The sequence below is a fragment of the Kitasatospora sp. NPDC127111 genome, assembly GCF_042677465.1.
Classification (GTDB): Bacteria; Actinomycetota; Actinomycetes; order Streptomycetales; family Streptomycetaceae; genus Kitasatospora.
Window position 1 is genome coordinate 37,544 of sequence record NZ_JBHXTG010000059.1, and the last position, 23,072, is coordinate 60,615.

Annotated in this window: 23 protein-coding genes; 13 read left to right on the forward strand and 10 right to left on the reverse strand. The window is 75.1% G+C overall.

Annotated features, from left to right (window positions below):
• The first annotated feature begins 1,042 nt into the window (after positions 1 to 1,042).
• From ACFVHB_RS29130 to ACFVHB_RS29140, 3 genes are all read left to right on the forward strand, one after another.
• The gene (locus tag ACFVHB_RS29130; RefSeq protein WP_380328154.1) at positions 1,043 to 2,482 is read left to right on the forward strand and encodes a dihydrolipoyl dehydrogenase family protein; all 1,440 of its coding nucleotides are present in this window, start codon (positions 1,043 to 1,045) and stop codon (positions 2,480 to 2,482) included.
• 177 nt (positions 2,483 to 2,659) lie between these two features.
• On the forward strand, positions 2,660 to 3,754 hold the full coding sequence (locus ACFVHB_RS29135; RefSeq protein ID WP_380328156.1) for a WD40/YVTN/BNR-like repeat-containing protein: 1,095 nt from the start codon (positions 2,660 to 2,662) through the stop codon (positions 3,752 to 3,754).
• Between the two features lie 433 nt (positions 3,755 to 4,187).
• Complete coding sequence (locus ACFVHB_RS29140; RefSeq protein ID WP_380328158.1) at positions 4,188 to 4,904, forward strand: GNAT family N-acetyltransferase; 717 nt, start codon at positions 4,188 to 4,190, stop codon at positions 4,902 to 4,904.
• A 92-nt stretch (positions 4,905 to 4,996) separates the two neighbouring features.
• Here the strand turns inward: ACFVHB_RS29140 and ACFVHB_RS29145 are convergent, their stop codons facing one another.
• Entirely contained in the window at positions 4,997 to 5,974 is a 978-nt protein-coding gene (locus tag ACFVHB_RS29145; RefSeq protein WP_380328160.1) for an EamA family transporter, read from the reverse strand.
• A 53-nt stretch (positions 5,975 to 6,027) separates the two neighbouring features.
• Here ACFVHB_RS29145 and ACFVHB_RS29150 point away from each other — a divergent pair, with 53 nt between their 5' ends.
• Both ACFVHB_RS29150 and ACFVHB_RS29155 read left to right on the forward strand, forming a co-directional pair.
• Complete coding sequence (locus ACFVHB_RS29150; protein ID WP_380328162.1) at positions 6,028 to 6,891, forward strand: MurR/RpiR family transcriptional regulator; 864 nt, start codon at positions 6,028 to 6,030, stop codon at positions 6,889 to 6,891.
• Positions 6,892 to 7,121: 230 nt separating this feature from the next.
• Positions 7,122 to 8,159 carry a LacI family DNA-binding transcriptional regulator gene (locus ACFVHB_RS29155; RefSeq protein ID WP_380328164.1) on the forward strand — a complete coding sequence of 346 codons (1,038 nt, stop codon included), beginning with the start codon at positions 7,122 to 7,124 and terminating at the stop codon, positions 8,157 to 8,159.
• A 141-nt stretch (positions 8,160 to 8,300) separates the two neighbouring features.
• Here ACFVHB_RS29155 and ACFVHB_RS29160 read toward each other — a convergent pair whose 3' ends face one another.
• Positions 8,301 to 8,849, reverse strand: coding sequence for a CGNR zinc finger domain-containing protein (locus tag ACFVHB_RS29160; protein ID WP_380328166.1), 549 nt, complete (start codon positions 8,847 to 8,849; stop codon positions 8,301 to 8,303).
• A gap of 26 nt (positions 8,850 to 8,875) precedes the next feature.
• Between ACFVHB_RS29160 and ACFVHB_RS29165 the strand changes: the two genes are divergently transcribed.
• Together ACFVHB_RS29165 and ACFVHB_RS29170 are read left to right on the forward strand one after the other, a co-directional pair.
• Entirely contained in the window at positions 8,876 to 9,397 is a 522-nt protein-coding gene (locus ACFVHB_RS29165; protein ID WP_380328168.1) for a GNAT family N-acetyltransferase, read from the forward strand.
• Positions 9,394 to 10,713 (forward strand): MFS transporter, encoded by a 1,320-nt coding sequence (locus ACFVHB_RS29170; RefSeq protein WP_380328170.1) that lies wholly within the window; start codon positions 9,394 to 9,396, stop codon positions 10,711 to 10,713. Before ACFVHB_RS29165 ends, ACFVHB_RS29170 begins: the two co-directional genes overlap by 4 nt.
• Positions 10,714 to 10,902: 189 nt before the next feature.
• On the opposite strand, the gene ACFVHB_RS29175 is transcribed toward ACFVHB_RS29170, so the two are convergent.
• Complete coding sequence (locus tag ACFVHB_RS29175; protein WP_380328172.1) at positions 10,903 to 12,099, reverse strand: alpha/beta hydrolase; 1,197 nt, start codon at positions 12,097 to 12,099, stop codon at positions 10,903 to 10,905.
• Positions 12,100 to 12,481: 382 nt separating this feature from the next.
• Here ACFVHB_RS29175 and ACFVHB_RS29180 point away from each other — a divergent pair, with 382 nt between their 5' ends.
• A complete protein-coding gene (locus tag ACFVHB_RS29180) occupies positions 12,482 to 13,957 on the forward strand; it encodes a hypothetical protein (protein WP_380328174.1) in 1,476 nt (491 codons plus the stop codon).
• 93 nt (positions 13,958 to 14,050) lie between these two features.
• Here the strand turns inward: ACFVHB_RS29180 and ACFVHB_RS29185 are convergent, their stop codons facing one another.
• The 3 genes from ACFVHB_RS29185 to ACFVHB_RS29195 form a co-directional block, all read right to left on the reverse strand.
• Positions 14,051 to 14,575: a GNAT family N-acetyltransferase gene (locus tag ACFVHB_RS29185; protein ID WP_380328176.1), complete on the reverse strand. Its 525-nt coding sequence runs from the start codon at positions 14,573 to 14,575 to the stop codon at positions 14,051 to 14,053.
• A 94-nt stretch (positions 14,576 to 14,669) separates the two neighbouring features.
• Positions 14,670 to 15,974 carry an MFS transporter gene (locus ACFVHB_RS29190; protein ID WP_380328178.1) on the reverse strand — a complete coding sequence of 435 codons (1,305 nt, stop codon included), beginning with the start codon at positions 15,972 to 15,974 and terminating at the stop codon, positions 14,670 to 14,672.
• Between the two features lie 203 nt (positions 15,975 to 16,177).
• Positions 16,178 to 16,504 (reverse strand): rhodanese-like domain-containing protein, encoded by a 327-nt coding sequence (locus ACFVHB_RS29195; RefSeq protein ID WP_380328179.1) that lies wholly within the window; start codon positions 16,502 to 16,504, stop codon positions 16,178 to 16,180.
• Positions 16,505 to 16,541: 37 nt separating this feature from the next.
• On the opposite strand from ACFVHB_RS29195, the gene ACFVHB_RS29200 reads away from it, so the two are divergent.
• On the forward strand, positions 16,542 to 17,228 hold the full coding sequence (locus ACFVHB_RS29200; RefSeq protein ID WP_380328181.1) for a TetR/AcrR family transcriptional regulator: 687 nt from the start codon (positions 16,542 to 16,544) through the stop codon (positions 17,226 to 17,228).
• A gap of 80 nt (positions 17,229 to 17,308) precedes the next feature.
• On the opposite strand, the gene ACFVHB_RS29205 is transcribed toward ACFVHB_RS29200, so the two are convergent.
• Both ACFVHB_RS29205 and ACFVHB_RS29210 read right to left on the reverse strand, forming a co-directional pair.
• Positions 17,309 to 17,674 carry a nuclear transport factor 2 family protein gene (locus ACFVHB_RS29205; RefSeq protein WP_380328182.1) on the reverse strand — a complete coding sequence of 122 codons (366 nt, stop codon included), beginning with the start codon at positions 17,672 to 17,674 and terminating at the stop codon, positions 17,309 to 17,311.
• Between the two features lie 142 nt (positions 17,675 to 17,816).
• A complete protein-coding gene (locus ACFVHB_RS29210) occupies positions 17,817 to 18,068 on the reverse strand; it encodes a hypothetical protein (protein WP_380328184.1) in 252 nt (83 codons plus the stop codon).
• A gap of 262 nt (positions 18,069 to 18,330) precedes the next feature.
• Between ACFVHB_RS29210 and ACFVHB_RS29215 the strand changes: the two genes are divergently transcribed.
• Complete coding sequence (locus tag ACFVHB_RS29215) at positions 18,331 to 18,705, forward strand: YciI family protein (RefSeq protein ID WP_380328186.1); 375 nt, start codon at positions 18,331 to 18,333, stop codon at positions 18,703 to 18,705.
• Between the two features lie 73 nt (positions 18,706 to 18,778).
• A complete protein-coding gene (locus ACFVHB_RS29220) occupies positions 18,779 to 20,041 on the forward strand; it encodes an RNA polymerase sigma factor (protein WP_380328187.1) in 1,263 nt (420 codons plus the stop codon).
• On the opposite strand, the gene ACFVHB_RS29225 is transcribed toward ACFVHB_RS29220, so the two are convergent.
• Positions 20,007 to 20,492: a MarR family winged helix-turn-helix transcriptional regulator gene (locus tag ACFVHB_RS29225; protein WP_380328189.1), complete on the reverse strand. Its 486-nt coding sequence runs from the start codon at positions 20,490 to 20,492 to the stop codon at positions 20,007 to 20,009. The genes ACFVHB_RS29220 and ACFVHB_RS29225 overlap by 35 nt on opposite strands.
• Before the next feature lie 90 nt (positions 20,493 to 20,582).
• Between ACFVHB_RS29225 and ACFVHB_RS29230 the strand changes: the two genes are divergently transcribed.
• Positions 20,583 to 21,365 (forward strand): dioxygenase, encoded by a 783-nt coding sequence (locus tag ACFVHB_RS29230; protein ID WP_380328191.1) that lies wholly within the window; start codon positions 20,583 to 20,585, stop codon positions 21,363 to 21,365.
• Positions 21,366 to 21,419: 54 nt separating this feature from the next.
• Here the strand turns inward: ACFVHB_RS29230 and ACFVHB_RS29235 are convergent, their stop codons facing one another.
• Positions 21,420 to 22,067 (reverse strand): NAD(P)-dependent oxidoreductase, encoded by a 648-nt coding sequence (locus ACFVHB_RS29235; protein ID WP_380328193.1) that lies wholly within the window; start codon positions 22,065 to 22,067, stop codon positions 21,420 to 21,422.
• A gap of 563 nt (positions 22,068 to 22,630) precedes the next feature.
• Between ACFVHB_RS29235 and ACFVHB_RS29240 the strand changes: the two genes are divergently transcribed.
• A complete protein-coding gene (locus ACFVHB_RS29240) occupies positions 22,631 to 23,023 on the forward strand; it encodes a peptidoglycan-binding protein (protein WP_380328195.1) in 393 nt (130 codons plus the stop codon).
• Positions 23,024 to 23,072: the final 49 nt, after the last annotated feature.

Below are 23,072 nucleotides of genomic sequence, written 5' to 3' on the forward strand. Positions count from 1 at the left end.
GAGGGCCCACCCATCGGAGCAGCCGTCGGTTGACGGGCGGTCGGGGTACGAGTGGGCGCCCCGACGTCTGAGCCGGCAAGGCGCGGCCGTCGGCGTACAGGCGGGCAGCGTGCGGGCGGTCGGCTGGCGTACGCACGGTCGGGGCGCCGGGGGCGCGGCAACGCCGAGGACGGCGCCGCGACGAGGGCCCACCCATCGGAGCAGCCGTCGGTTGACGGGCGGTCGGGGTACGAGTGGGCGCCCCGACGTCTGAGCCGGCAAGGCGCGGCCGTCGGCGCACGCGTGATCGGCGTAACGGCCGGTCGGCCGGCGTACCGGCGGCCAGCGCGCGGGAAGGCGGCCCCGGTGGCCAGGGCGCGGGGCGCGGCAACGCGAAGGCAGCCGTCGGTGTACGGGAGGTCGGGACGCGAGTGCCTCCGCGCCGGGGCGCGGCCGTCGGCGTACGGGCGGGCAGCGGGCGGGCGGTCAGCCGACGTACGGGCGGTCGGGGCGCCGGGTAGGTGCCCCGGCGTCGAGGCGGCGAGGGCGCAGCCGTTGGAGGCACAGCCGTCGGCGTACGGGCGGTGGGGGTATGGGTGGGTGCCTCGGCGTCTGGGCCCTCAAGGCCGGTCGGCCGGCGTACCGGCGGCCAGGGCGCGGGGCGCGGGGCGCGGCAACGCCGAGGGGGCGGTGAGGCGATGGGGACGCGGCCGGCGGTGTACTGGCGGTCGGAGTGCAGGTGGGTGCCTCCCTCGTCCGGGCCGGCGGGGCTGGGCGCGGGTGGGTGTCTCGGCGGCGGGGTGGGGGCACGGCGGGCGGCCCCGTGCACGGAGGGTCGGCGGGCGGTGCACGGAGAGGACACGGCCGGGGGCATCGGTGTCCTAGCGTCGCGGACGCGGGTGGCGGCGTCCGCGTGTTCGGCTGCGCCCGGCGGGTCCGGCGGCGCAGGATGGGCACGGCTGGGCGGTGACCGGCACGCCCGGCTGCTCGACAGCCGCGAACGCACGCCCGTCACCCCCGCACCGCGCGCCGGGGTGGCCATCGACACGACGGAGGACCGCTCATGACGACCGCGCCCGAGGAGTACGACGTCATCGTGGTGGGCGCCGGCCCCACCGGGGAGAATGTGGCCGACCGGACGGCCGCCGCCGGGCTGCGCACGGTGATCGTGGAGGCGGAGCTGGTCGGCGGCGAGTGCTCGTACTGGGCCTGCATGCCGAGCAAGGCGCTGCTGCGCCCGGTCGCGGCACTGGCCGGTGCCCGGGCGGTGGCCGGCTCGCGGGAGGCCGTCGGCGGCGGGGCGCTGGACCCGGCCGCCGTGCTGGCCCGGCGCGACTCGTTCACCTCGCACTGGCAGGACGACGGCCAGGTGCAGTGGCTGCGCGACACCGGCATCGAACTGGTCCGGGGCCACGGCCGGCTGGCCGGCGAGCGGACGGTCACCGTCGAGGCGGAGGACGGCACCGAACGCGTGCTGACCGCCCGGCACGCCGTCGCCGTCTGCACCGGCAGCCGCCCGGTGCTGCCGGAGGGGGTGCCCGGGCTGGCCGAGGCCCGTCCGTGGACCAACCGCGAGGCGACCGGTTCGCCGGCCGTGCCCGGCCGGCTCGCCGTGGTCGGCGGCGGGGTGGTCGGCGTGGAGATGGCCACCGCCTGGCGGGCGCTCGGTGCCGAGGTGGTGGTCCTGGTGCGCGGCGACGGGCTGCTGCCGCGGATGGAGCCGTTCGCGGGCGAGCTGGTCGCGGAGGGCCTGCGGGCGGCCGGGGTGGACCTGCGGTTCGGGGCCTCGGTGACCGCGCTGGAGCGGGTGGACGGCGCCGGGGTCACGCTGGTGCTGGCGGACGGCGAGCGGCTGACCGTCGACGAGGTGCTGTACGCCACCGGCCGGGCGCCGCGCACGGCGGACGTCGGGCTGGAGCAGGTCGGCCTGAAGCCCGGTGCCTGGCTGGACGTCGACGACAGCTGCACGGTGGTCGGCGTCGACGGCGGCTGGCTGTACGCGGCCGGGGACGTCAACCACCGGGCGCTGCTCACCCATCAGGGCAAGTACCAGGCGCGGATCGCCGGCGCGGCGATCGTGGCCCGCGCCCAGGGGCGGCCGCTCGACACCGCGCGCTGGGGCGCGCACGCCGCTTCGGCCGACACCGCCGGTGCGCCGCAGGTCGTCTTCACCGAGCCGGAGGTGGCGGCCGTCGGCCTCACCCTGGACGCCGCCGAGCGGGCCGGCCTGCGGGTCAAGAGCATCGACCACGACCTCGGCGCGGTCGCCGGTGCCTCCCTCTACGGCGACGACTACCGGGGCAAGGCGCGGGTGGTCTTCGACCTGGACCGGGAGATCCTGGTCGGCGCCTGCTTCGTCGGCCCCGGGGTGGCGGAGCTGCTGCACTCGGCCACCGTCGCGGTGGTCGGCGAGGTGTCGATCGACCGGCTCTGGCACGCCGTTCCCGCGTATCCGACGATCAGCGAGGTCTGGCTGCGGCTCCTGGAGGGGTGCCGGGGCTGAGGGACGTCCCGGCGGCCCGCGGGGTCGGCGGCCTCGCCGTAACGGCGCGCACCGGCACGGGGCGCGTCCCGGCGCGCACGGCGCGGCGAGATGTGGCTCCGTGGGGTCGGCGGGACACTGGCCCCTGGAGGGGGTGTCCGGGCGGGGGCCGTTTTCACCGACCAGGTGGTGTGTGGCATGACCGAGGTGCTGTTGGCCGTCGGAACCGAGAAGGGCCTCTTTCTCGGCCGCAGTCGCGACCGGCTGAACTGGGAGTTCAGCGGGCCGCACTTCCCGATGAACGCGATCTACTCCGTCTCGGTCGACCGCCGGGCCGGGCGGGTCCGGCTGCTGGCCGGCGCCGACAGCAGCCACTGGGGCCCGTCGGTCTGGCGCTCGGACGACCTCGGCGCGAGCTGGTTCGAACCGCCGAAGCCGGCCATCCGCTTCCCCGAGCACACGGGCGCCTCGCTCACCCGGGTCTGGCAGCTCCAGCCCGCCGGCGACGAGGCGCCCGGCGTCGTCTACGCGGGCACCGAGCCCGCCGCGCTGTTCCGCTCCGAGGACGGCGGTGAGACCTTCGCCCTGGTCGAGTCGCTCTGGGACCACCCGCAGCGCCCCCAGTGGGGCGCGGGCTACGGCGGCCAGGGCCTGCACACCGTCCTCACCGACCCGCGTGACGCCGAACGGCTGCTGGTCGCCGTCTCCAGCGGCGGTGTCTACCGCAGCAAGGACGGCGGCCGCAGCTGGGAGCCGTCCAACACCGGCCTGCGGGCGGAGTTCTTCCCCGAGGAGAGCCAGTACCCCGAGTTCGGCCAGTGCGTGCACAAGATCGCCCGCGACGCCGTCAACCCCGACCGCCTCTACCTGCAGAACCACGGCGGCGTCTACCGCAGCGACGACGCGGGCCTCAGCTGGCGGTCCGTCACCGACGGCCTGCCTGCGGACTTCGGCTTCGCCGTCGCCGCCCACCCGCGCCGCGCGGACACCGCCTACCTCTTCCCGCTGGGCGGCGCCGGCGACCGGATCCCGCCGGACCGCCGCTGCCGGATCTTCCGCACCGACGACGGCGGTGACAGCTGGCACCCGCTCAGCAAGGGCCTGCCCGACGAGGACCACTACGGCGTCGTGCTGCGCGACGCCCTCCGTACCGACGACGCCGACCCGGCCGGCATCTACTTCGGCAACCGCAACGGCGACGTCTACGGCAGCCCGGACGAGGGCGAGGGCTGGTCACTCCTCATCTCCCACCTGCCGGACGTGCTCTGCGTCCGCGCCGCGGTGGTGGGCTGAGCACCACCGTCCGTCCCGGGGGCTCGGGTGGGTTCGATCGGCGGCGGCCGCGGCGCGGCCCGACCGGCTCCGGCGGACGGACGTGCGGAGGCGGAAGGGCGCTCTTCTCCAGGCGGGGACGCCCATGATCCGGCAGGTCGGCGGACGGCCGCCCCGACACCTCCGTACGGGCGAACGGCGCCCGCGGAGGCCTGCGCCGGGTGACCCGGTGGGCCGTCTCAACTCCCCCGCACGGACGGGGATTCGACGGACCCGCCGGCAACGGACCAGGTGGGCGGAGCGCTTGATCCCGGGACGGGCGCTCGGCGAGGATGACGGCCGGGACTTTGCGCTCGGAGATCGGACGGACGACGTGGCGGATTCAAGAGCGGAGTCGGAAGCGGAGTCGGAAGCGGACTGGGAGTTCGGCCGGGATCTCCACGGCCTTCCGGTGGTGCGGTACGTACGGCGCGAGCGGGCGGGGCGGCCGTGGGCCGACCTGCTGTCGGTGCCGGCGCCGGGTGAGGTCGAGGGCGGCGTCGTCAGTGCCGCCGATCCGGTGGAGTTCACGCTGTCGGCCATGTCCGGCTGGGTGGTCTCCGGTTCCGTCGACTTCGGCGAGCAGCTGCTCCGCCGCGGGGCGTCCGTCCTCCGGCACGGCCACACCATGTACCGCGGCCTCGCCGGTGATCCTCCCGCCGACGGCTGGGCCGCGTGGGCGCGGACCCCGCTGCGGGACGGGTTCCGGGCGGTGCCGTGCGACCGCGACACCGAGGAGCTGCTGCCGGCCCGCCGCGCCGCCTACGGCCCCGGGCACCCCGACCACCACCCGGACAGCGACGAACAGCTGCACCTCCTCCTCGCCGGCCACCTGATCGGGCCGGTCCTGCCGGCCTCCACCCTGGCGGTGGACGAGGAGGACCGGGTCGTCGCCGCGGTCGTGCTGAACCACTTCGAGGACGTGCCCTGGGTCGCGAACGTCTTCCGGCACCCCGGCCTGAGCTACCCCGGCCTCGGTCGCGACCTGCTGCGCCGTTCCCTGGCCGGCCTCGCCGCCGCCGGATTCGACCGGACCGTTCTGACGGTGACCGAGGGCAACCCGGCCCGCCGCTTGTACGAGGCGCTCGGCTTCCGGCTGGAGCAGTCCTCACTGTCGGTCATCGTCCCCTGAGCTGCCCCCGACGAGGCGCCCCGGCGTCCGAGCCACTCCGGCGTCCGGGCCACCCCGACATCCGGGCCGCTCCGGCATCCGGGCCGCCGGCGTCACGGACGGGCGAACTCCAGGACGGCGATCCCGGCCAGGACCGTGGCGCTGGCCGTCAGCCGCAGCCGGCCGAGGCGCTCCCGGAACACCACCGTCGCCATCAGCGCGGCGATGACGATGCTGGTCTCGCGCAGCGCGGCGATCGTCGCCAGGTTGCCCCGGGACTGCGCCCAGACGACCAGCCCGTAGGCGGTCAGCGAGAGCACCCCGCCGGCGATCCCGAGCGGCACCACCGAGCCGCCGACTCCGGCGAGCAGCCCCCGCCCGCGCCGGAGCCGGACGATCAGGAGCAGGCACGGCCCCTGCAGCAGGAACAGCCAGGCGACGTAGCCGCCGACCGTACCGGCGTGCCGCACCCCGCTGCCGTCCAGCACGGTGTACGCGGCGATCATCACGCCGGTACCGGCGGCCGCCCCGAGCGCGGGCAGCTGCGCCCGCCCGGGTATCCCCTTCGCGAACGCCAGCCCGAGCAGGCCGCAGGAGATCACCAGCACGCCGAGCAGCTCCCCGGCGCCGAGCCGCTGCCCCAGCAGCGCCACCGACAGCACCGCCACCAGCAGCGGCGCCGAGCCGCGGGCGATCGGGTACATCTGCCCGAAGTCCCCGAGCTGGTAGGCCCGGAGCAGCAGGAGCTGGGACGCCACCTCCGTCACCACGGAGGCGATCAGGAACGGCCAGGCCCCGGCGGCCGGCACCGGGTTGAGCACGACGAGGACCACCGCGCAGGCCGTGTACGCGAGGTTGATCAGGGTGAAGCCGACCAGCTTGTCCGGGATCCGGTGCGCCAGCCCGTTCCACACGGCGTGCAGCACCGCCGCGGCGAGCACGACGACGGGCACCACCGCCGCCGGGCCGGCCGCCACGGAGGACGTGATCGAGGCGGACAACCCGGTCGACCCGGACAACGCGGTCGACCCGGGCAACGCGACCGAGACGGACAACGCGGCCGGACCGGCCGACACTGCGATTGCGGGCATGGCGAAGCTCCCCTCCAGCACCCTGGAACCGAATTCCACGCTACCCTAGATCCATGGAAGAGCATTCCGATTTTTCCCCGCTGGAATCCCACCTGGCCGCCCACATCCGCGCCCACCTCGGCGAGCTGCGCGGAACCGAGGCCCGGGTCGCGCAGGTCGTCCTCGACCGCGGGGCCGATCTGGTGCACCTGAGCGTGAGCGACGTCGCCGAGCTCGCCGGAACCGCCTCCTCGTCCGTGGTCCGGGCCTGCCAGCGGCTCGGGTTCCGCGGCTACCAGGAGCTGAAGATCGCGGCGGTCCGCCAGGCCCCGGCGCCCGCACCCTCCCCCGCCGACCGGCGGGACCCGGCCGCCCGGGCGCTCGCCGACACCGTGCACGCCGCCCGCGAGGCGCTCGACGGCATCGCCACCACCCTGACCGCCGACGACCTGCGCGCCGCGGCCGAGGTGCTGGCCGCCGCCGACCAGGTGGTGGTGGTCGGCGCGGGCCTCTCCGGCGCCGTCGTCCTGGACGCCGCCTACCGCCTGCGCGCCCTCGGCCTCCGGGTCGACGCCCCGGCCGACCCGCTCACCGCCCAGCTCGCCGCCGCCGGGCTCCCGCCGACCGCCGCCTGCCTGGCGGTCAGCCACACCGGCGCGACCCGGACGGTGGTCGACGCCGCCCGGCGCGCCCGCGACGCCGGCGCGCCGGTGATCGCCCTCACCAGCTACGCCCGCTCCCCGCTCAGCGAGGCGGCCACCCACACCCTGGTCGCCGGGGGCCAGGACCTCGTCTTCGGCCTGGAGACCACCGCCAGCCGGATCGCGCACCTGACGGCGCTCGACGCCCTCACGCTCACGCTGATGGCCCTGCGCGGCGACACCGCGGAACGGGCGCTGAACCTGTCGGCGGACGTGACCGCGGACCACGCGTACTGACGCCCAGCGCCACCCGTGGCCCCGCGTCCCTCCCCACGCCGCCCTTGGCCCCGCGCGCCTCACCCGCGACCCCACGCGCCCCCTCCGACCCCGGGCACCCCTCCGAGGCCGCCCCGCGCTCCGAATCCTGCCTCCGATCCGCCTCCTGCTCCACGCTTCGAAGCCCGCTCCGCGCTCCGGCCGGAAATTCCCAGGTCGTCCGGTCAGTGGTGGTGTGTAGGCTCGCTGGCATGGTGAGGGTGACGCGGGACGATGTGGCGAGGGCGGCGGGCACGTCGACCGCGGTCGTCAGCTATGTGATCAACGACGGGCCGCGGCCGGTGGCGGCGGCGACCCGCGCGCGGGTGCTGGCCGCCGTCGAGGAGCTCGGGTACCGGCCGAACCGGGTCGCGCAGGCGATGGCCCGGCGCCGCACCAACCTCATCGGCATGGTGGTCCCGGACGCCCGGCAGCCGTTCTTCGCCGGGCTCGCGCACATGGTCGAGCAGGCGGCGGCGGAGCGCGGCCGGCTGCTGCTGATCGGGAACTCGGACTACGCCGACGAGCGGGAGGCGCACTACATCCGGGCGTTCCTCGGGATGCAGGTGGACGGCCTGATCCTGGTCACCCAGGACCCGGCCGTCCCCGGCGTGGCCGGCACCGAGGCCGGCGACGGGACGCCCGTCGTCCTGCTGCACCACCGGGCGGAGACCGCGAGCGGAGTGGCCGTCGTCGCGGACGACGAGGGCGGGGCCCGTGAGGTGGTGCGCCACCTGCTGGAGCACGGCCACGCCGAGGTGCACTGCTTCGGCGGGACGTTCGCGCTCAGCGCCAACGACCCGGTGACCGCCCGGACCGCCGGCTGGGCGGCGGCACTGGCCGAGGCCGGACTGCCCACCGAGGGGCTCCTCGCCCCCGCACCGTTCGACCGGGTCCGGGCGCACGCGGAGGCGCACGCGCTGCTCGGCCGCGCCGAGCGCCCGTCCGCCGTCTTCTGCGCGACCGACGACCAGGCGATCGGCCTGCTGCGGGCCGCCGACGACCTGGGGATCCGGGTACCCGAGGACCTCGCGGTGGTCGGGTTCGACGACATCGCGGAGGCCGTCATCGCCGGCCCCCCGCTCACCACGGTGGCCACCGCCCAGGGCGAGATGGCCCGCGCCGCCGTCGATCTGGTGCTCAAGGCCCGCGAGGACGAGGAGCCCGCACCGGCGGGCGCCCGGACGTTCCCCGCGCGGATGGTGGTCCGCCGCTCCTGCGGCTGCCCGCCCGCAGGCGACCGGGCCTGACCGGAGCGGGCCGGGGGCCGGACAGACGACCGCGTCGGCACCCCTCGCCGCCCACGCCGCCCGCGTCACCCGCTGCGCCCGCCGCCGGATGCGCGTTCCCGCCCATCCCGCACCCGCCCACGCCGTGCGCGCCCACGCCCGCTACGTACGGGATCCCACCCGGTCCCGGGCGTCATTGCGGCCGGCGCGGTGGCGGCGGACGGCGTCGCGGTTGGCGCAGCGCGGGGAGCAGTAGCGGCGGCGGCCGGTGCGCGTGGTGTCGGCGAAGATCGTGGTGCACTCGGCCACGGCGCAGCGGCCGAGGCGGTGCATGCCGCGTCCGACCAGGTGGAGGGCGGTGCCGACGGCGATCAGCGAGCTGAGCAGTGCGCCGGGCGACCGCTGGTCGTCGCGGTAGTGCAGGTGCCAGCCGTCCCCGGCGTGGTCGGTGAGCCGGGGGTGCTCGGCGGACTCGGCCAGCATGCGGTTGAGCAGGGCGGCGCGGGCGCGTTCGTCGGGGGCGTCGACCACCTGCTCCCAGGCGTCCAGGGTGGATCGGGCCCGGTCCAGGTCGGCCGGGCCGAACGGGTTCTCCACCAGCAGTCCGGCGGCCCGGCAGCGGCGGGCGAGTTCCTCGACGGTGGCCGGACGGTGGTTGGCCAGCTCCGCGGCCAGGTTGACGGCATCCTCGCCGTAAGGGTTGAGGTGCATAAGGCCATTACAGCAGGGTGGTCGGCATGAGTCACCCCATCAGGAACCACATTCAGCCGCAGGATCAGGTACGGGTGCGGGTACGGCAGGCCGTGGCGGGCGACGTCGCGGAACTCGTCCGGCTGCGGGCGCTGTTGTTCGGAACGCTCGGCGGCGAGTACTTCAACCCGCCTTCCGCGGGCGACGGTTGGCGCGATGCGCTGGCCGGAGTGCTGGAGCGGCGGATCGCGGACGGGACGATGCGGGCCCTCGTCGTGGACGGCGAGGACGGCCACGGCCTGGCCGCCTGCGGCATCGGCTCCGTCGAACAGCGCCTGCCGGGGCCGCACTTGCGCAACGGGCGGGTGGGACTGGTGATCGGCGTCGTCACCGCCCCCGCGTACCGGCGGCGCGGCTACAGCCGCGCGATCATGCGGGACCTGCTCGACTGGTTCCGCGAGCGCGACGCCGCCCGCGTGGACCTGTTCGCCTCCCACGAGGGCGAGCCGCTCTACCGGGAGCTCGGCTTCACCGACCACCCGGACCCGGCGATGTACTGGCGCCCGTGAGCGTCCACCTCCCACCGGGGCGCGACACCACGGCAGTTGACGCGCTCGTGGCGCCCGGGCGACCACCGGGGCGGTACCGGTGGATCGTCCTCGGCGTCGCCACGTTCACCCAGGCCGCCTCCTGCTTCTTCGTCCAGGGGGTCGGGGCGATGGGCGTCCAGCTCCAGCGGGACCTGCAGCTCGACACCGCGCAACTGGGCCTGCTCCTCTCGGCCGCCCAACTCGTGCCCCTGGTGGGCCTGTTGGTGGCGGGCGAGTTGCTGGACCGCTACGACGAGCGCTGGGTCGTCGGAATCGGCGCCCTGGTCGTCACCGCCGGCCTGGCGGGAGGCAGTCTGGCGCCGGGCTACCCGGCGCTGCTGCTCGCCCTGCTGGTCGTCGGCGCCGGGTACAGCACCGCGCAGCCCGGCGGGAGCAAGTCGGTGGCGACCTGGTTCGACGCGGACCGGCGCGGCTTCGCGATGGGCGTCCGCCAGGCGGGCCTGCCGCTGGGCGGAGCCCTGGCCTCGGCTCTGCTGCCCTACCTCGCCGAGGAGTTCGGCCGCCGGGCGGCACTGCTGGCCGGCGCGCTCGTCGCCCTGACGGGAGCCTGCGTCTTCATGGGCTGCTACCGCCGGCCACCCGTCGCCCCCGGCGGGCCGCTCGACCGGCGACCGCCGGCCGCACCCGACGCACCCCCGCTCCGCTCCAAGCTCCGGCTCCGGCTCCGGTTGCTGGGCGAGCCGGCCATGGTGCGGATCGTGCTGTCCGGAACGAGCATGGTCACGGTGCAGTGCGGCCTCGGTGTCCTGAGCGCGCTGTACCTGCACGACGTGACGGGGCTCGGCCCCGGCCCGGCCGCGCTCGTCCTGGTGGTGACCCAGGTCGCGGGTGTGGCCGGCCGCATCGGTCTGGCCGCCTGGAGCGACCGCAGCCGCGCCGGACGGTACGCACCGGTCCGGGCGAGCATGGCCGCGGTGATCGCCGGGATGGCGCTGCTGCTCACGCCGCTGGGCCGATCACCCGTGGCGGCCTGCCTGGTGTTCGCCTGGCTCGGGTTCTTCGGCATCGGCTGGTACGGCCCGTGGGTCGCCTGCGTCGCCGAGTCGGCGCCGCCCGGCCGGACCGGGTTCGCCCTCGGCCTCGCCATGGCCGTCACGCAGATCGCCGTCGTCCTGGCGCCGCCCGCCCTCGGGCTGCTCAAGGACGCCACGCACGGCTACGGCCCGGCGTGGGGAGCGCTCGCGACGGTGACCGCCCTCGCCCTGGCGCTCACCCTTCGCACCGGGCGCGCCGGCTCGGGCTCCAGCCCCGGCTCGGGCTCCGGCTCCGGGTGAGGCGGGCCCGGCGGCGGAGCCGAAGGGTGCGCCCGCCGCCAGCATCCGCGCGGTCCAGACGGATGATCGCCAGACGGCCCCGGGGCGTGCCCCGCTGCCGTCGGCGATCACGATCGGCCCGACGCCCGACGCCCTGCGCCCGTCGCCACCGGGCCGCAGGCCACACCCACCCGGGAGCCGCGCCGACCGCTACCGGGGCGGGATGATCCCGGTCAGCCACTTGAAGGCCGGGACGACCAGCGGCTTCCACGTCGACGTCAGGTGCGCGCCGGTGGTCTCGAAGGGGGTGACGGTGGTCGGGCTCTTCGCCGCCTGCTGGAGGGCGGTCGCGTCCTCCAGCCCGTCACCCCGCTTGCCGGTCACGTAGAGCGCGACGTTGGGCGGCGTCGGGGCGTGGGTGAGGATGTACAGCGGGTTGGAGGTCTCGCGCAGCTTCGGGTCCTTGGCGGTCAGCGAGGACGGTTCGCCGGCCGGGTTGTTGTAGCCGGACATGCTGATCGCGGCCCGGTACCGGTTCGGGTGGGCGAGGGCGAGCCGCGCGGCGCAGTGGGCGCCGGCCGAGTAGCCGGACAGGGCCCAGCGGTCCGGGGTGGTGTCGGCGCGGAAGTTGTCGACGATCATCTGCGGGACGTCCCGCGAGAGCCAGGTCTCGGCGTTGACCTTGCCGGGGACGTCGGCGCACCCGGTGTCGGTGTCGCCGAAGAGGGTGACCCGCGGTGAGACCAGGATGAACGGCGTCACCTGGCCGGACTTCATCAGCGGTTCGAGCTGCTTGGCCGCGTCCATGGTCTCGCCGAACCAGGCGCTGGAGGCGCCGGGGAATCCGACGAGCAGCTCCACCACCGGGAAGGTCTTGTCCTTGTAGGCGGGGTCGTCGTACTGCGGCGGCGTCCAGACCAGCACCTCGCCTTCGACGCCGGAGAGCTTGCCCTTGAGGTCGGCCTGCTTCACGCTCCTGGGCACGGCGTCCGAGGTCGGCGCGTGGAACTCCTGCGGCACCTTGGGTGCGGGGGTGCCGGACGGGCCGGCGGCGGCCGCGGCGGAGGCGGCGGCCTGGTCGCCGGCCAGCCCCTCGTCCTTCGGCGGCACGGGCACGGCCCGGACGTGGTTCGAGGTGCCCAGCAGGTCGCCCCAGTTGTCGTAGAGCTGGTTCTCGTTGTTGACGATCACGAAGACCATGGCCACGGCGGTGAACTGGCAGAGCAGCACGGTGCCGAGGTACGAGAGCACGCGCAGCGGTGCGCGCCGCTCCTCCGTGGTCCGCGCCCGCCCGAGGAAGGCCCAGCGTCCGCCGCGCACCCCCAGCCATTGCGCCATGGCCAGCGCGACGGAGGCCACGAACAGGACGATGGTGAGGAGGAGGAAGGGAGTGCCTGTCAGATTCATTGCGTTCGCTGCCCGGTTCCTGTGCCGCCCGGGCCCGCGTGCCCGGTGACATGGGAGACAACGGGGAACGGCCGTTCGGTTGCCCCTTGCTGGGAGTTCCCTGGGAATTGCCCGGTCGGGCGGCGTCCGGCGGCGGCCGCGGCGAGCGCCGGTCCCACGGCGGCGCGTCCGGCTGGTGCGCTGGTCCCGGGACCGGTCCAGGACCACGACCTCATGCCCCCGGCCGCGCCGATTCCTACCGTGGGAGCACGTGTTGGGCACCGGCCGGCGAGAGCGGCCGGTGCCTCCCGCGAGCCGGGCCGTCGTCGACGGTCCGGCACCCACGGGCCGGGGTGTTCCCCAGCCCGTGCGCAGCCCGACAGTGAACTCAGGAGGATCCCAGATGGGTTGGAACCGATTCACGCTCGCGTCGGCGGGCAGCGCGGACCGGTCGAGCCGGGTCGCCGCGGTCTCCCGGATCCCCGGCAGCATGGAGGTGTGGTGGGTCGCCGCGAACGGCTCGGTCCAGGGGGCGTACTGGTACGAGGGGTCGCCCTGGAAGCGCTATGAGCTGGCGCCCGCCGGCAGCGCCTCCGTGAACGGCGGCATCGCGGCGGTGTCGCGCGTCCCGAACAGCATGGAGGTCTGGTTCGTCGGGGCGAACGGCTCCGTCCAGGACCGCTACTGGTACGAGGGCGGCACCTGGCAGGGCTTCGAACTCGCCCCGGCCGGCAGCGCCGCGACCACCGGCGGGATCGCCGCGGTGTCGCGCGTCCCGAACAGCATGGAGGTGTGGTTCGTCGGGGCGAACGGGTCGGTCCAGGACCGCTACTGGTACGAGGGCGACACCTGGCGGGGCTTCGAACTCTCCGGCCCCGGCAGCGCCTCCACGACGGGCGGGATCGCGGCCGTCTCGCGCGTCCCGAGCAGCATGGAGCTCTGGTACGTCGGGGCGAACGGCTCGGTGCAGGACCGCTACTGGTACGAGGGCGGCACCTGGCAGGGCTTCGAACTCTCCGGCCCCGGCAGCGCCTCCGTCACCGGCGGCGTCGCGGCGGTGTCCCGCATCCCCGGCAGCATGGAGATGTGGTTCGTCGGGGCGAACGGCTCCGTCCAGGACCGCTACTGGTACGAGGGCAACAACTGGCAGGGCTTCGAACTCTCCGGCCCCGGCAGCGCCTCGACCCACAGCGGCATCGCGGCGGTCTCCCGCATCCCCGGCGGCATGGAGGTCTGGTTCATCGGCGGGAACGGGTCGGTGCAGGACCGCTACTGGTACGAGGGCAACAACTGGCAGGGCTTCGAACTCGCCCCGGCCGGCAGCGCCTCCGTCACCAGCGGCCTCGCCGCGCTCTCCCGCGTCCCGGGCAGCATGGAGCTGTGGTTCACCGGCGAGGACGCCTCGGTCCAGGACCAGTTCTGGTACGACACCTCCAGCAAGAACTTCGACCAGGACGTCACCACCGACATCGCCATCGGCGGCTCGGCCCACGTCGTGATGCGGCAGGACGGCTTCTTCTCGTTCAGCACGCACGCCCACGACAGCGGGTTCGACAACATCGACTACACGATCTCCGCCGCCGTGATGACGCCGGACGGGACCGTGTTCGCCTTCCAGCACTCCGGCCACACCGAAGGAACCGTCGCCGGCCTGCCCTTCGGCACCCCCGACCGCAACGACGACTTCACGTTCGTCGGCAACGACCCGCAGATCACCGCCAAGTGGGACGGCATCCTCAACGGCACCTTCAAGGCCGACCTGGCCGCCACGGACACCCTCGCGGCCGGCATCACGGGAGCCCTCGGCGACCTCGTGAAGGAGATCCTCGCCCAGGCCGGGAAGGCCGCGGCCGGCGCCGTCATCAAGCTCGTCGTCTGACCTCGTCCGCCCGGCACCGGACAGCCCGGCCCGGGGCACCCCGGCACCGGTTCCCGGCCCGGCTCCCCCTCCGGGAGCCGGGCCGGGGCCACGTCAGGGGGCCGCCCGCACGAGCTCCTCCGCCAGCAGGTCCATCAGCAGGTTGTCGTGCCAGGTGCCGTCCGGGCCGCGCTCGTACCGGCGCATCGTGCCCACCGCCCGGAATCCCACCTTCTCGTAGCAGCGGATCGCCGCCGCGTTGTCGGCGGCCGGGTCGATGATCAGGCGGTGGTAGTGGTGGTCCTCGACCAGGTGGCGGGCCAGGGTGCGGACGGCGTCGGTGCCGAGGCCGCGGCCGTGGCGGGCCGGGTCGAGGTAGATGTCGATGCCCGCGTGGCGGTACTCGTCGTCGTTGTGGGCGTACCACTGGACGGCGCCGGCCACCTGTCCGTCCACCGTGATCACGAAGGTCTCGGTGTCCGGCTCCTTGAGGTCGGTGGCGACGGCGTCGGCGAGGTCGTCGCCACCCCGCCAGCGGGCGTAGACCTCGGGCGTCGAGCGGATCGCCACGAGGGCCGGAACGTCGTCGTCGGTGGCCGGCCGGAGCGTCACGCGGGTGCCGTGCAGGATCGTCCCCATATCGGGCATGTTGGCACGGAAGGGGGTGTTCGGCGACCCCCTTTTTTTCCGCGGTGCGCGCACGGTCCGCGAGCGGCGGACTCCCGCTCACCGGTCATGCCCGCCCGTAGGCACGCGGCTCCGCGGCCGGCTTCGTCCGGCGGGCGCGGAGTGCGGTGGCGACGGCGGCGGTCGCGAGCATGGCGAGGCCGGCGCCGGCCAGGACCGCGGGCGGCCCCAGGGCGGTGGTCAGCGGGCCGCCGAGCGCCGCGCCGACCGGGGAGGCGGCCAGCAGGACGGCCGACCGGAAGGCCAGGACGGCGGTCAGGGCGGCGGGCGGGGTGAGGTTCTGGAAAAGGGTGAAGGCCAGGGCGTTGTACGGGCCGTAGATCACCCCGGCCAGCGCGAAGCCCGCGAGGGGGACGGCGGCCGGGGCGTGGAGTCCGAAGGGCAGCATGGCCAGCCCGTGACCGGCCACGATGCCGAGCAGCACCGGCCACAGCGGCAGCCTGCGCAGCGCGCCGGCGAACAGGGCGCCGGCCACCGCCCCGGTGCCGAAGGCCGCCCAGTAGAGGCCGAGGAGACCCGGGCCGGCGTGCAGCTCCTCGCCGACGAACAGGGGCAGCGCGACCTCGACGGGGCCGTAGCACAGGTTGAACAGCCAGGTCATCGCGAGCAGCCCGAACAGCTCGGGCCGGGCCCGCAGCACGCGCGGGCCCTCACCCGACGGGGCGTCGGCGGCCGGGGCGTCGGCGGCCGGGGCGCGGGCCACCCGGTCGCGGTCGGGCGAGGGCCGGTCCGGCGCGCCCAGGCGTCCGGCGCGGACGGCCAGGACGGCGAAGGACAGCGCGTCCAGGCCGATGAGCCACGCCGGGGCGACCGCCGCCGCCAGCACCCCGGCGAGCACCGGGCCGACGACGGTGGACACCGAGGCGCTCGTACTGAGCAGCGCGTTGGCCGCGAGGCGCTGTTCGCCGGGGAGGGTCTCGGCCACCAGGGCGTACTTCGCGCTGCCGCCCCAGGCGTGCAGGAGGGACGAACCGGCCAACAGGGCGAGGTAGAGCGCCGGATCGAGAACGCCCAGCGCCCACCCGAGGGGGACGCACCCGAGGAACACCGCGCGGGTCCAGGCGTCCGCCCGGATCAGCCGTGCGGCGGGCAGCCCCCGCAGCCACCGGCCCAGCAGCAGCGCGCCGAGCGCGCCCGGCAGGACGTGGACGGCGACGGCGGCTCCGACGAACAGGCCCGGCGCGCCGGGCGGGGCGAGTTGCAGCGCCAGCCAGGCGACGGCCACCACGCTCATGCCGTCGCCGAGGTCGGACACGGCGAGCGCGGGAAGCAGCCGGCGGAACGGGCCGCGGGCGGCGAGGAGCGGCCGGTACCCGCGGGGCAGCCGGCCGAGCAGACGTGCTGGGGTCATGCGGCCAGCGAAGCGGTTCACGCGCACTTGAAGTCAAGACGTGACGTCAGGACGTGACGTCAGGACGTGCCGCCAGCCCGTGCGGTCGGCACGCGACGTCAGGACCTGACGTCAGACAGGGGCGGCCCGACGCCGCGTGACGCGGTGGGAGGAGGGGCGCCCCCGAGCCGCCCCTCCTCCCACCGCCGGCTGCGCAGGCCGGGTCAGGCGGACTCGGTGGGCAGGCCGGCGCCGGTCCAGTCCTCGATGCCCTCGCGGTACTTGCGGACGTCGGTGTACCCGAGGGCGGTGAGCCGGTCGGCGACCTGGCCGCTGTTGGGGCAGGCCGGGTTGGAGCAGTACGTGACGATCGCGGCGTCGCGGTCGGGCAGCAGGGTGGGCGCCAGCCGGTCCACGTCGGCGCGGACCAGGGCGATCGCACCGGGCAGGTGCTGCTTGGCGTAGTACTCGCCGCCGAGCGCGTCGACCACGGTCACGGAGCCCGTCTCGATCGCCGCGGCCAGTTCGTCCCGGGTCATGAGTGCGGTCATGCCTCTACCTCCCAGAGATTCGGACTATAGTCCGGTTATGGCTCACAACGATAACGGACCGCAGTCCGCTTCTGCAATCCCCCCGGCCGGGCAGGCGCCCGCACCCCTGGAACTGCTGCGCACCCCGCCGCCCGCCGAACGCGCGGACGCCGCCCGCAACCGGGCCGCCGTCCTGGAGGCGGCCGCCCGGCTGTTCGCCGAACACGGGGTGGAGGCGGTCTCGATGGACCAGGTCGCGGCGGCGGCCGGGGTTGGCAAGGGCACGCTGTTCCGGCGCTTCGGCGACAAGGCCGGGCTCGGGGTGGCCCTGCTGGACGCGCGCGAGCGGGCGCTGCAGGAGGCCGTCCTGCGCGGGCCCGCGCCGCTCGGGCCGGGCACGGACCCCGGCGGGCCGGGAGCGGCTCCGGCCGAGCGGCTGGCGGCGTTCGTCGACGCGTACCTCGACTACCTGCTGGAGCACCTGGACCTGGTGCGGATGTCGGAGACGGCCAGCCGGGGCGCGCGCTACCGGGTGGGCGCGTACCGGTTCTGGCACCGGCACGCGGCGATCCTGCTCACCGCCGCCGGCACGGCCGATCCCGAGCACGACGCGCACGCCCTGCTCGCGGTGCTCGCGGCCGAGCACGTGGCGGCGCTGCTACCGGAGTTGGGGGAGGAACGGATCCGGGCGGGGGCACTCGGGCTCGCCGCCCGGATCGCGAAGCCGGCGGAGTCGACCGGATGAGGCGTCCACCCGCTGGTGGGGCGCCGGATACCGGGCGGGGTGTCAGACCTCGGGCGAGGCGTCAGACCTCGGGCGGGGCGTCAGACCTCGTCGGCGTACGCGCCGAAGCCGCGGCAGACCAGCCCGTCGCGGAAGGTCAGCCCCTCGGAGACGGCGATGCCGCGCTCGTTGCGGTAGTTGATGACGATGGTGTCCACCGACACCCGGACGTCCTCCAGGGTGAAGTGCAGATCGGGCAGGAGCTCCAGGGCCTTGGCCCAGTAGGCGCGCAGGGCCTCCTTGCCCCGCACCTCACCCGAGGGGTCGCCGAACAGGGTGACGATCCGGGGCGAGGCGAAGACGACGTCGTCGGTGTAGTGGGCGAGGACGCCCTCCAGGTCACGGGAGTTCCAGACCGTGACCCACTCCTCGGCGAAGCGCCGCGCGAATGCGTGATCGATGCTCATGTGCCCCATCCTCCCCACCCGGCCCGCCGCCATGCGCGCGGCCGTACCCGTGCCGCGGCCGTCAGTGCTCCCTGGCCCACGCGGGGATGTCGTCCGGCGGGCCGCCCGGCCACTTGTGAAAGCAGTTTCGGCTGCCGCGACGTCAGCTGTGGGCGGGCAGGGCGCAGAAGGGGTGGGGGCCGCGCTCGACCTGGAGGGTGGTGTGGGGGATGCCGACGTGGTCGGTGACGCAGGCGCGGAGGCGGGTGAGGAGGTCGGCCGGCGGCGTGTCGACGGTGACGACGTGGGCGGTGAGGACGGGCATGCCGGAGGTGATGGTCCAGGCGTGCACGTCGTGGAGTCCGCGGACGGCGGGGTCGGCGAGGAGGCGGGTGCGGAGTTCGGCGAGGTCCACGTCCTCGGGGGTGGCTTCGAGGAGGACGATCCGGCGGCCGGCGAAGTCCGGGTCGACGCGCCCTGCCCGCCCACCGGGTCGAGGTCAGCCTTCCGAGCGGCTCCCCGTCGGATCACGCGACCACGGCCGGACCCGGCGCGGTGGCCGCCCGGGAAATCCCCCGGAAGAATTTCCGGGCGGCCGTCGATCCGGCCGCCTCCCGTTCGACGCAGGGGTGAGAGGCGGGGAGAGGCCCCGCCTCCGGTACCGAGGAGTGACCACCATGCCGCGCTTCATGAGCCTCATCCGCATCAACGAGCAGGACGCCCCGGACATGCAGGCGGACCCGGACTTCGAGCAGCGGATGGGCGCGCTGTTCGAGGAGATCACCAAGGCCGGGGTGATGCTGGACACCGCCGGGCTGCTGCCCACCGCGGAGGGCACCCGGATCACCTGGGAGGGCGGGAAGCTGAGCTTCACCGACGGGCCGTTCATCGAGACCAAGGAGGTCATCGGCGGCTACGCCATCATGCAGTGCAAGGACCGGGCCGAGGCCGTCGAGTGGACCAGGCGCTTCCTGCAGATCCACCCGGTGAGCTGGACGGTCGGCGCCGAGCTGCGCCAGATCGACGAGGGCGCCACCCCGCCGCAGGCCTGATCCCCGGCGTCCGCTCCCCGACCGCCGCGTCCGCGTTTGCCCCGAGCCCGGGCGGCTGCTCTGATGGGTGGCCGTGAACGGGAGCGACGCGGCCGCGGCGGTCGAGGCGGTGTTCAGGATCGAGTGCGCGCGGATCATCGCGGCGGTCACCCGCATCGTGCGGGACGTGGGCATCGCCGAGGAGATCGCCCAGGACGCGCTGGTCGCCGCGCTGGAGCAGTGGCCGGAGCAGGGCGTCCCGGACCGACCGGGCGCCTGGCTGACGGCCACCGCCAAGCACCGCGCGATCGACCTGGTCCGGCGCCGGGAGACGTACGCGCGCAAGCTCGCCGAGGTCGGGCGGACGCTGGAGGACGTGCCGCCGCCGGAGCCGGCCGGGCCGGACGACATCGACGACGACCTGCTGCGGCTGATCTTCACCGCGTGCCACCCGGTGCTCTCCGCGGAGGCCCGGATCGCGCTCACCCTGCGGCTGCTGGGCGGGCTGACCACCCAGGAGATCGCCCGCGCCTTCCTCACCTCCGAACCGACCGTCGCCCAGCGGATCGTCCGCGCGAAGCGCACGCTCGCCAAGGCGGGCGTGCCGTTCGAGGTCCCGTACGGGGAGGACCGGGCGGCCCGGCTCTCCTCCGTCCTGGAGGTCGTCTACCTGATCTTCAACGAGGGGTACTCGGCCACCGCCGGTGACGACCTGCTCCGGCCGGCCCTGTGCGAGGACGCGCTGCGGCTGGCCCGGGTGCTGGCCGGGCTGGCCCCGCAGGAGCCCGAAGTGCACGGTCTGGCCGCGCTGTTGGAGTTCCAGGCGGCCCGGACGGCGGCCCGGACCGGGCCGGACGGGCAGCCGGTGCTGCTGGCCGACCAGAACCGCGCGCGCTGGGACCGGCTGCTCGTCCGGCGCGGTTTCGCCGCGCTGCGACGGGCGGGCACCGGCCCGTACTCGGTGCAGGCCGCGATCGCCGCCTGCCATGCGAAGGCGGTGCGGTACGAGGACACCGACTGGGCGACGATCGCCGCGCTGTACGGGCGGCTGATGGCGCTGACCCCGTCGCCGGTGGTGGAGCTGAACCGGGCGGTGGCCGTCTCGATGGCCCGAGGTCCGGCGGCCGCACTGGAGTTGGTGGACGCCCTGGCGGCCGAGCCGGCGCTGCGCGGGTACCACCTGCTGCCGAGCGTGCGCGGCGACCTGCTGGCCCGGCTCGGCCGGGCCGCAGAGGCGCGGGCGGAGTTCGAGCGGGCGGCGGCGCTGACCCGCAACGAGCGCGAACGGGAGCTGCTACTGCGACGGGCGGAGGCCGTGGCCGCTACGGCCGGTCGTCCAGGCGCAGCCGGGCGCTGACCTCGCCGAGGGCCTCGGCGAGGACGGCGAGCTGCTCGCGGCTGAGCACGTCGATCAGCAGCTCGCGGACCAGGGCGACGTGGCCGGGGGCCGCCTGGCGCAGCATCTCCCGCCCCTCGTCGGTGAGTTCGGCGATGACACCGCGCACGTCGCTCGGGCAGGAGCGGCGGCCGACCAGGCCCATCCGCTCCAGCTGGGTGACCTGGTAGGTGAGGCCGCTCTTGGAGGTGATCAGCTTCTCCGCCAGCTCGGTCATCCGCAGCGCCCCGGCCGGGGCGGCGGAGAGGTGCACCAGGATCTCGTACTGGGTGTGGGAGAGGCCGGAGTCCTCCTTCAGCTGGCGTTCCAGCCGGCGGTTGAGCAGATTGCTCGCGGCGACGAAGCCCCGCCAGGCGGCCATCTCGTCGTGGTCGAGCCAGCGCGGTTCGTTCCCGGGGGGCATGGAGGGCATGGGAGGAAGCCTACTCCTGTTGTTCAAATTCGAACGAAGGTGTACCGTCGAGGTGTCGAGGTTTAAATTTGAACTACACGAGGAGGCGCCATGAGCACCGCCGCCCCCGAGCGCATGCCCGCCCTCTACCTCTCCCACGGCGCGCCGCCGCTCGCCGACGACCCCGTCTGGCCCGGCCAGCTGGCCGCCTGGTCGGCCGGCCTGCCGCGGCCCGAGGCGATCCTGATGGTCTCCGCGCACTGGGAGGAGGCCCCGCTCGCGCTCGGCGCCGTCACCACCGTGCCGCTGGTCTACGACTTCTGGGGCTTCCCCGAGCACTACTACCGGGTGCAGTACGCCGCCCCCGGCGCACCGGAGCTCGCCGAACGCGTGCGCAAGCTGCTGCGCGCCCCCGGCACGCCGGTCCAGGACATCCCCGACCGCGGCCTCGACCACGGCGCGTACGTCCCTCTGGTGGAGATGTTCCCCGAGGCGGACGTCCCCGTCCTCCAGGTCTCCCTGCCCACCCTCGACCCGCAGCGGCTGCTGGAGATCGGCCGCCGGCTCGCACCACTGCGCGACGAGGGCGTGCTGATCGTCGGCAGCGGCTTCTTCACCCACAACCTGCGGGCGCTCAGCTCCGATGGCCGGGTCAGCTCGGTGATGGCCGAGTTCGACGACTGGGGCCGGCGCGCCCTGGAGGCGGAGGACCTCGACGCACTGCTCGACTTCGAGCGCAAGGCCCCGGCCGGGCGGCTCGCCCACCCGCGCACCGAGCACTTCGCGCCGCTGTTCGTCACGCTCGGCGCCGGCGAGGCCGACCTCGGCAGCCAGCGCAGCGTGATCGACGGGTTCTGGATGGGGCTGGCGAAGCGCTCGATCCAGCTGGGCTGAGCCCCGGCCCCGGCCGGGATCCCGCCAGGGCCCGGCGCCCGGAGCGGCGGGCGGTCAGATCGCGCAGCAGGTGAAGCGCTCGCCGATGTGCTCGGGCTGCTCGATCTCGTCGACCAGGGCGACGGCGTAGTCCGGCAGCGAGATCCAGCTCCGGCCGGAGGCGTCGGTGAGCAGCTGCTCAAGGCCGGTGCGGTAGTGCCCGGTCCGCTCCCCCGGCACGAGCTCGGCGGCCGGGCTGAGCGTCGTCCAGCGGACGTCCGTGACCGTCCGCAGGTACTCCTGGGCGGCGCCGTGGGCGCGCATGACCTGCCGCAGCGGCTCCGGCAGGCCGGGCGCGTCCCAGAGCCGGACGCCGGGCGCCGTCTCCAGACCGCCCGCGCCGCCGACCGTGATCAGCCGGGGCGCCTCGTCGCCGAGCGCCCGCAGGCCCTCGACCAGTGAGCGGGCGGCCGGCTCGACCAGCGCCCGCCGGCCCGGCCGGTCGCCGCCCCCGACGGCGCTGACCAGCACGTCCTGTCCGGCCGCGACCCGCGCCACGTCCGCGGGGTCCAGCACGTCACCCGGCACGACGACGGCCGCCCCGCCCCGGTAGCGGTCCGGGTGGCGCACGACGGCCGTCACGCGGTGGCCGCGCGCGACGGCCTCCGCGACGACGGCGGCGCCGACGGAGCCGTTGGCGCCGATCACCGCGATGCTGGCCATGGGGGATCCTGCCTTCCGAACCGGGGTGGGAGTGCGTCCACCAGTAGCACCCCCCGCCCGGCCCCGTCGTGCGGACACGCGGCACGGCCCCGCGGACGGCGACCGGGGACGGCGACCGCAGACGGCGGCCCGGACAGCGGCCCGGACAGCGGCCCGGACGGCGACTCGGACGGCGGCCCGGGACGGCGCGGCAGGCCGCGGTAACAATCGGCCGGGGGTGGCGCATCTATTTCAAGCCAAGACTTTTCGCGCGGCCGGCCGGGCGGTTCCTGCGGAGCCCCGCGTTCCGCCCGGCCGGCGACGCGGACGGGCCTTCGGCAAAGAGTTCGGATGGCCGCAGGCCATGGGCGCCGAGGACGCGCCGAAAGCCGACCGAACGGCCGGACGGGAGGCCGGCGGCGGTCGGCGGGATCGAGTGCGGACGCCCGAATTCGTACATCAGTTCGATTCAAGCCAACCACTTCCGCCCCCTTCCGGGACCGCGTCGATCGGCGCAGGATTCCGTGCGGCAGGAGAGGCACGGGGCTCCTCCTGCGACCCGTGTGACTGAGGAGTGCTCAACCATGAAGCAGAAGTGGGCCCTTCGGGCCGCCACCCTCACCCTCGGCGCCGGTGCCGTCCTCGGCCTGAGCGTCGGCTCCGCGAGCGCCGCGAGCAACCTCCAGGTGGGCAGCAGCGGTTCGGCGGTCGTCTGCCTCCAGCAGGCGCTCAACTACGTCGACGGGGCCGGCCTGAGCACCGACGGCCAGTTCGGCCAGCTCACCAAGGGCGCGGTCGTCGACTACCAGTACGGCCACAGCCTCTACCCGGACGGCGTCGTCGGCCCGGCCACCGGCGGCTCGATCAAGACCAGCGTCCGCCAGGCCTACGACAACGCGCACCGCTCCGGCGACTGGGACGCGCAGAGCACCCTGGGCGCCTGGATGAACAACTGCAACTGGCAGATCCCGGGCTGAGCACCGGTCAGGTGACCGCGAGGGGCGGGTTCGCGTCGTGCTCACTACG

Excerpts from the sequence above, each read along its gene's own strand:
- ACFVHB_RS29230 (WP_380328191.1), top strand. The coding sequence starts at position 20,583 with ATGAGCACCGCCGCCCCCGAGCGCATGCCCGCCCTCTACCTCTCCCAC.
- ACFVHB_RS29200 (WP_380328181.1), top strand. The coding sequence starts at position 16,542 with ATGGCTCACAACGATAACGGACCGCAGTCCGCTTCTGCAATCCCCCCG.
- ACFVHB_RS29130 (WP_380328154.1), top strand. The coding sequence starts at position 1,043 with ATGACGACCGCGCCCGAGGAGTACGACGTCATCGTGGTGGGCGCCGGC.
- ACFVHB_RS29185 (WP_380328176.1), bottom strand. The coding sequence starts at position 14,575 with ATGGGGACGATCCTGCACGGCACCCGCGTGACGCTCCGGCCGGCCACC.
- ACFVHB_RS29150 (WP_380328162.1), top strand. The coding sequence starts at position 6,028 with ATGGAAGAGCATTCCGATTTTTCCCCGCTGGAATCCCACCTGGCCGCC.
- ACFVHB_RS29155 (WP_380328164.1), top strand. The coding sequence starts at position 7,122 with ATGGTGAGGGTGACGCGGGACGATGTGGCGAGGGCGGCGGGCACGTCG.
- ACFVHB_RS29160 (WP_380328166.1), bottom strand. The coding sequence starts at position 8,849 with ATGCACCTCAACCCTTACGGCGAGGATGCCGTCAACCTGGCCGCGGAG.
- ACFVHB_RS29135 (WP_380328156.1), top strand. The coding sequence starts at position 2,660 with ATGACCGAGGTGCTGTTGGCCGTCGGAACCGAGAAGGGCCTCTTTCTC.
- ACFVHB_RS29190 (WP_380328178.1), bottom strand. The coding sequence starts at position 15,974 with ATGACCCCAGCACGTCTGCTCGGCCGGCTGCCCCGCGGGTACCGGCCG.
- ACFVHB_RS29175 (WP_380328172.1), bottom strand. The coding sequence starts at position 12,099 with ATGAATCTGACAGGCACTCCCTTCCTCCTCCTCACCATCGTCCTGTTC.
- ACFVHB_RS29180 (WP_380328174.1), top strand. The coding sequence starts at position 12,482 with ATGGGTTGGAACCGATTCACGCTCGCGTCGGCGGGCAGCGCGGACCGG.
- ACFVHB_RS29215 (WP_380328186.1), top strand. The coding sequence starts at position 18,331 with ATGCCGCGCTTCATGAGCCTCATCCGCATCAACGAGCAGGACGCCCCG.
- ACFVHB_RS29225 (WP_380328189.1), bottom strand. The coding sequence starts at position 20,492 with ATGCCCTCCATGCCCCCCGGGAACGAACCGCGCTGGCTCGACCACGAC.
- ACFVHB_RS29195 (WP_380328179.1), bottom strand. The coding sequence starts at position 16,504 with ATGACCGCACTCATGACCCGGGACGAACTGGCCGCGGCGATCGAGACG.
- ACFVHB_RS29205 (WP_380328182.1), bottom strand. The coding sequence starts at position 17,674 with ATGAGCATCGATCACGCATTCGCGCGGCGCTTCGCCGAGGAGTGGGTC.
- ACFVHB_RS29235 (WP_380328193.1), bottom strand. The coding sequence starts at position 22,067 with ATGGCCAGCATCGCGGTGATCGGCGCCAACGGCTCCGTCGGCGCCGCC.
- ACFVHB_RS29240 (WP_380328195.1), top strand. The coding sequence starts at position 22,631 with ATGAAGCAGAAGTGGGCCCTTCGGGCCGCCACCCTCACCCTCGGCGCC.
- ACFVHB_RS29165 (WP_380328168.1), top strand. The coding sequence starts at position 8,876 with ATGAGTCACCCCATCAGGAACCACATTCAGCCGCAGGATCAGGTACGG.
- ACFVHB_RS29145 (WP_380328160.1), bottom strand. The coding sequence starts at position 5,974 with ATGCCCGCAATCGCAGTGTCGGCCGGTCCGGCCGCGTTGTCCGTCTCG.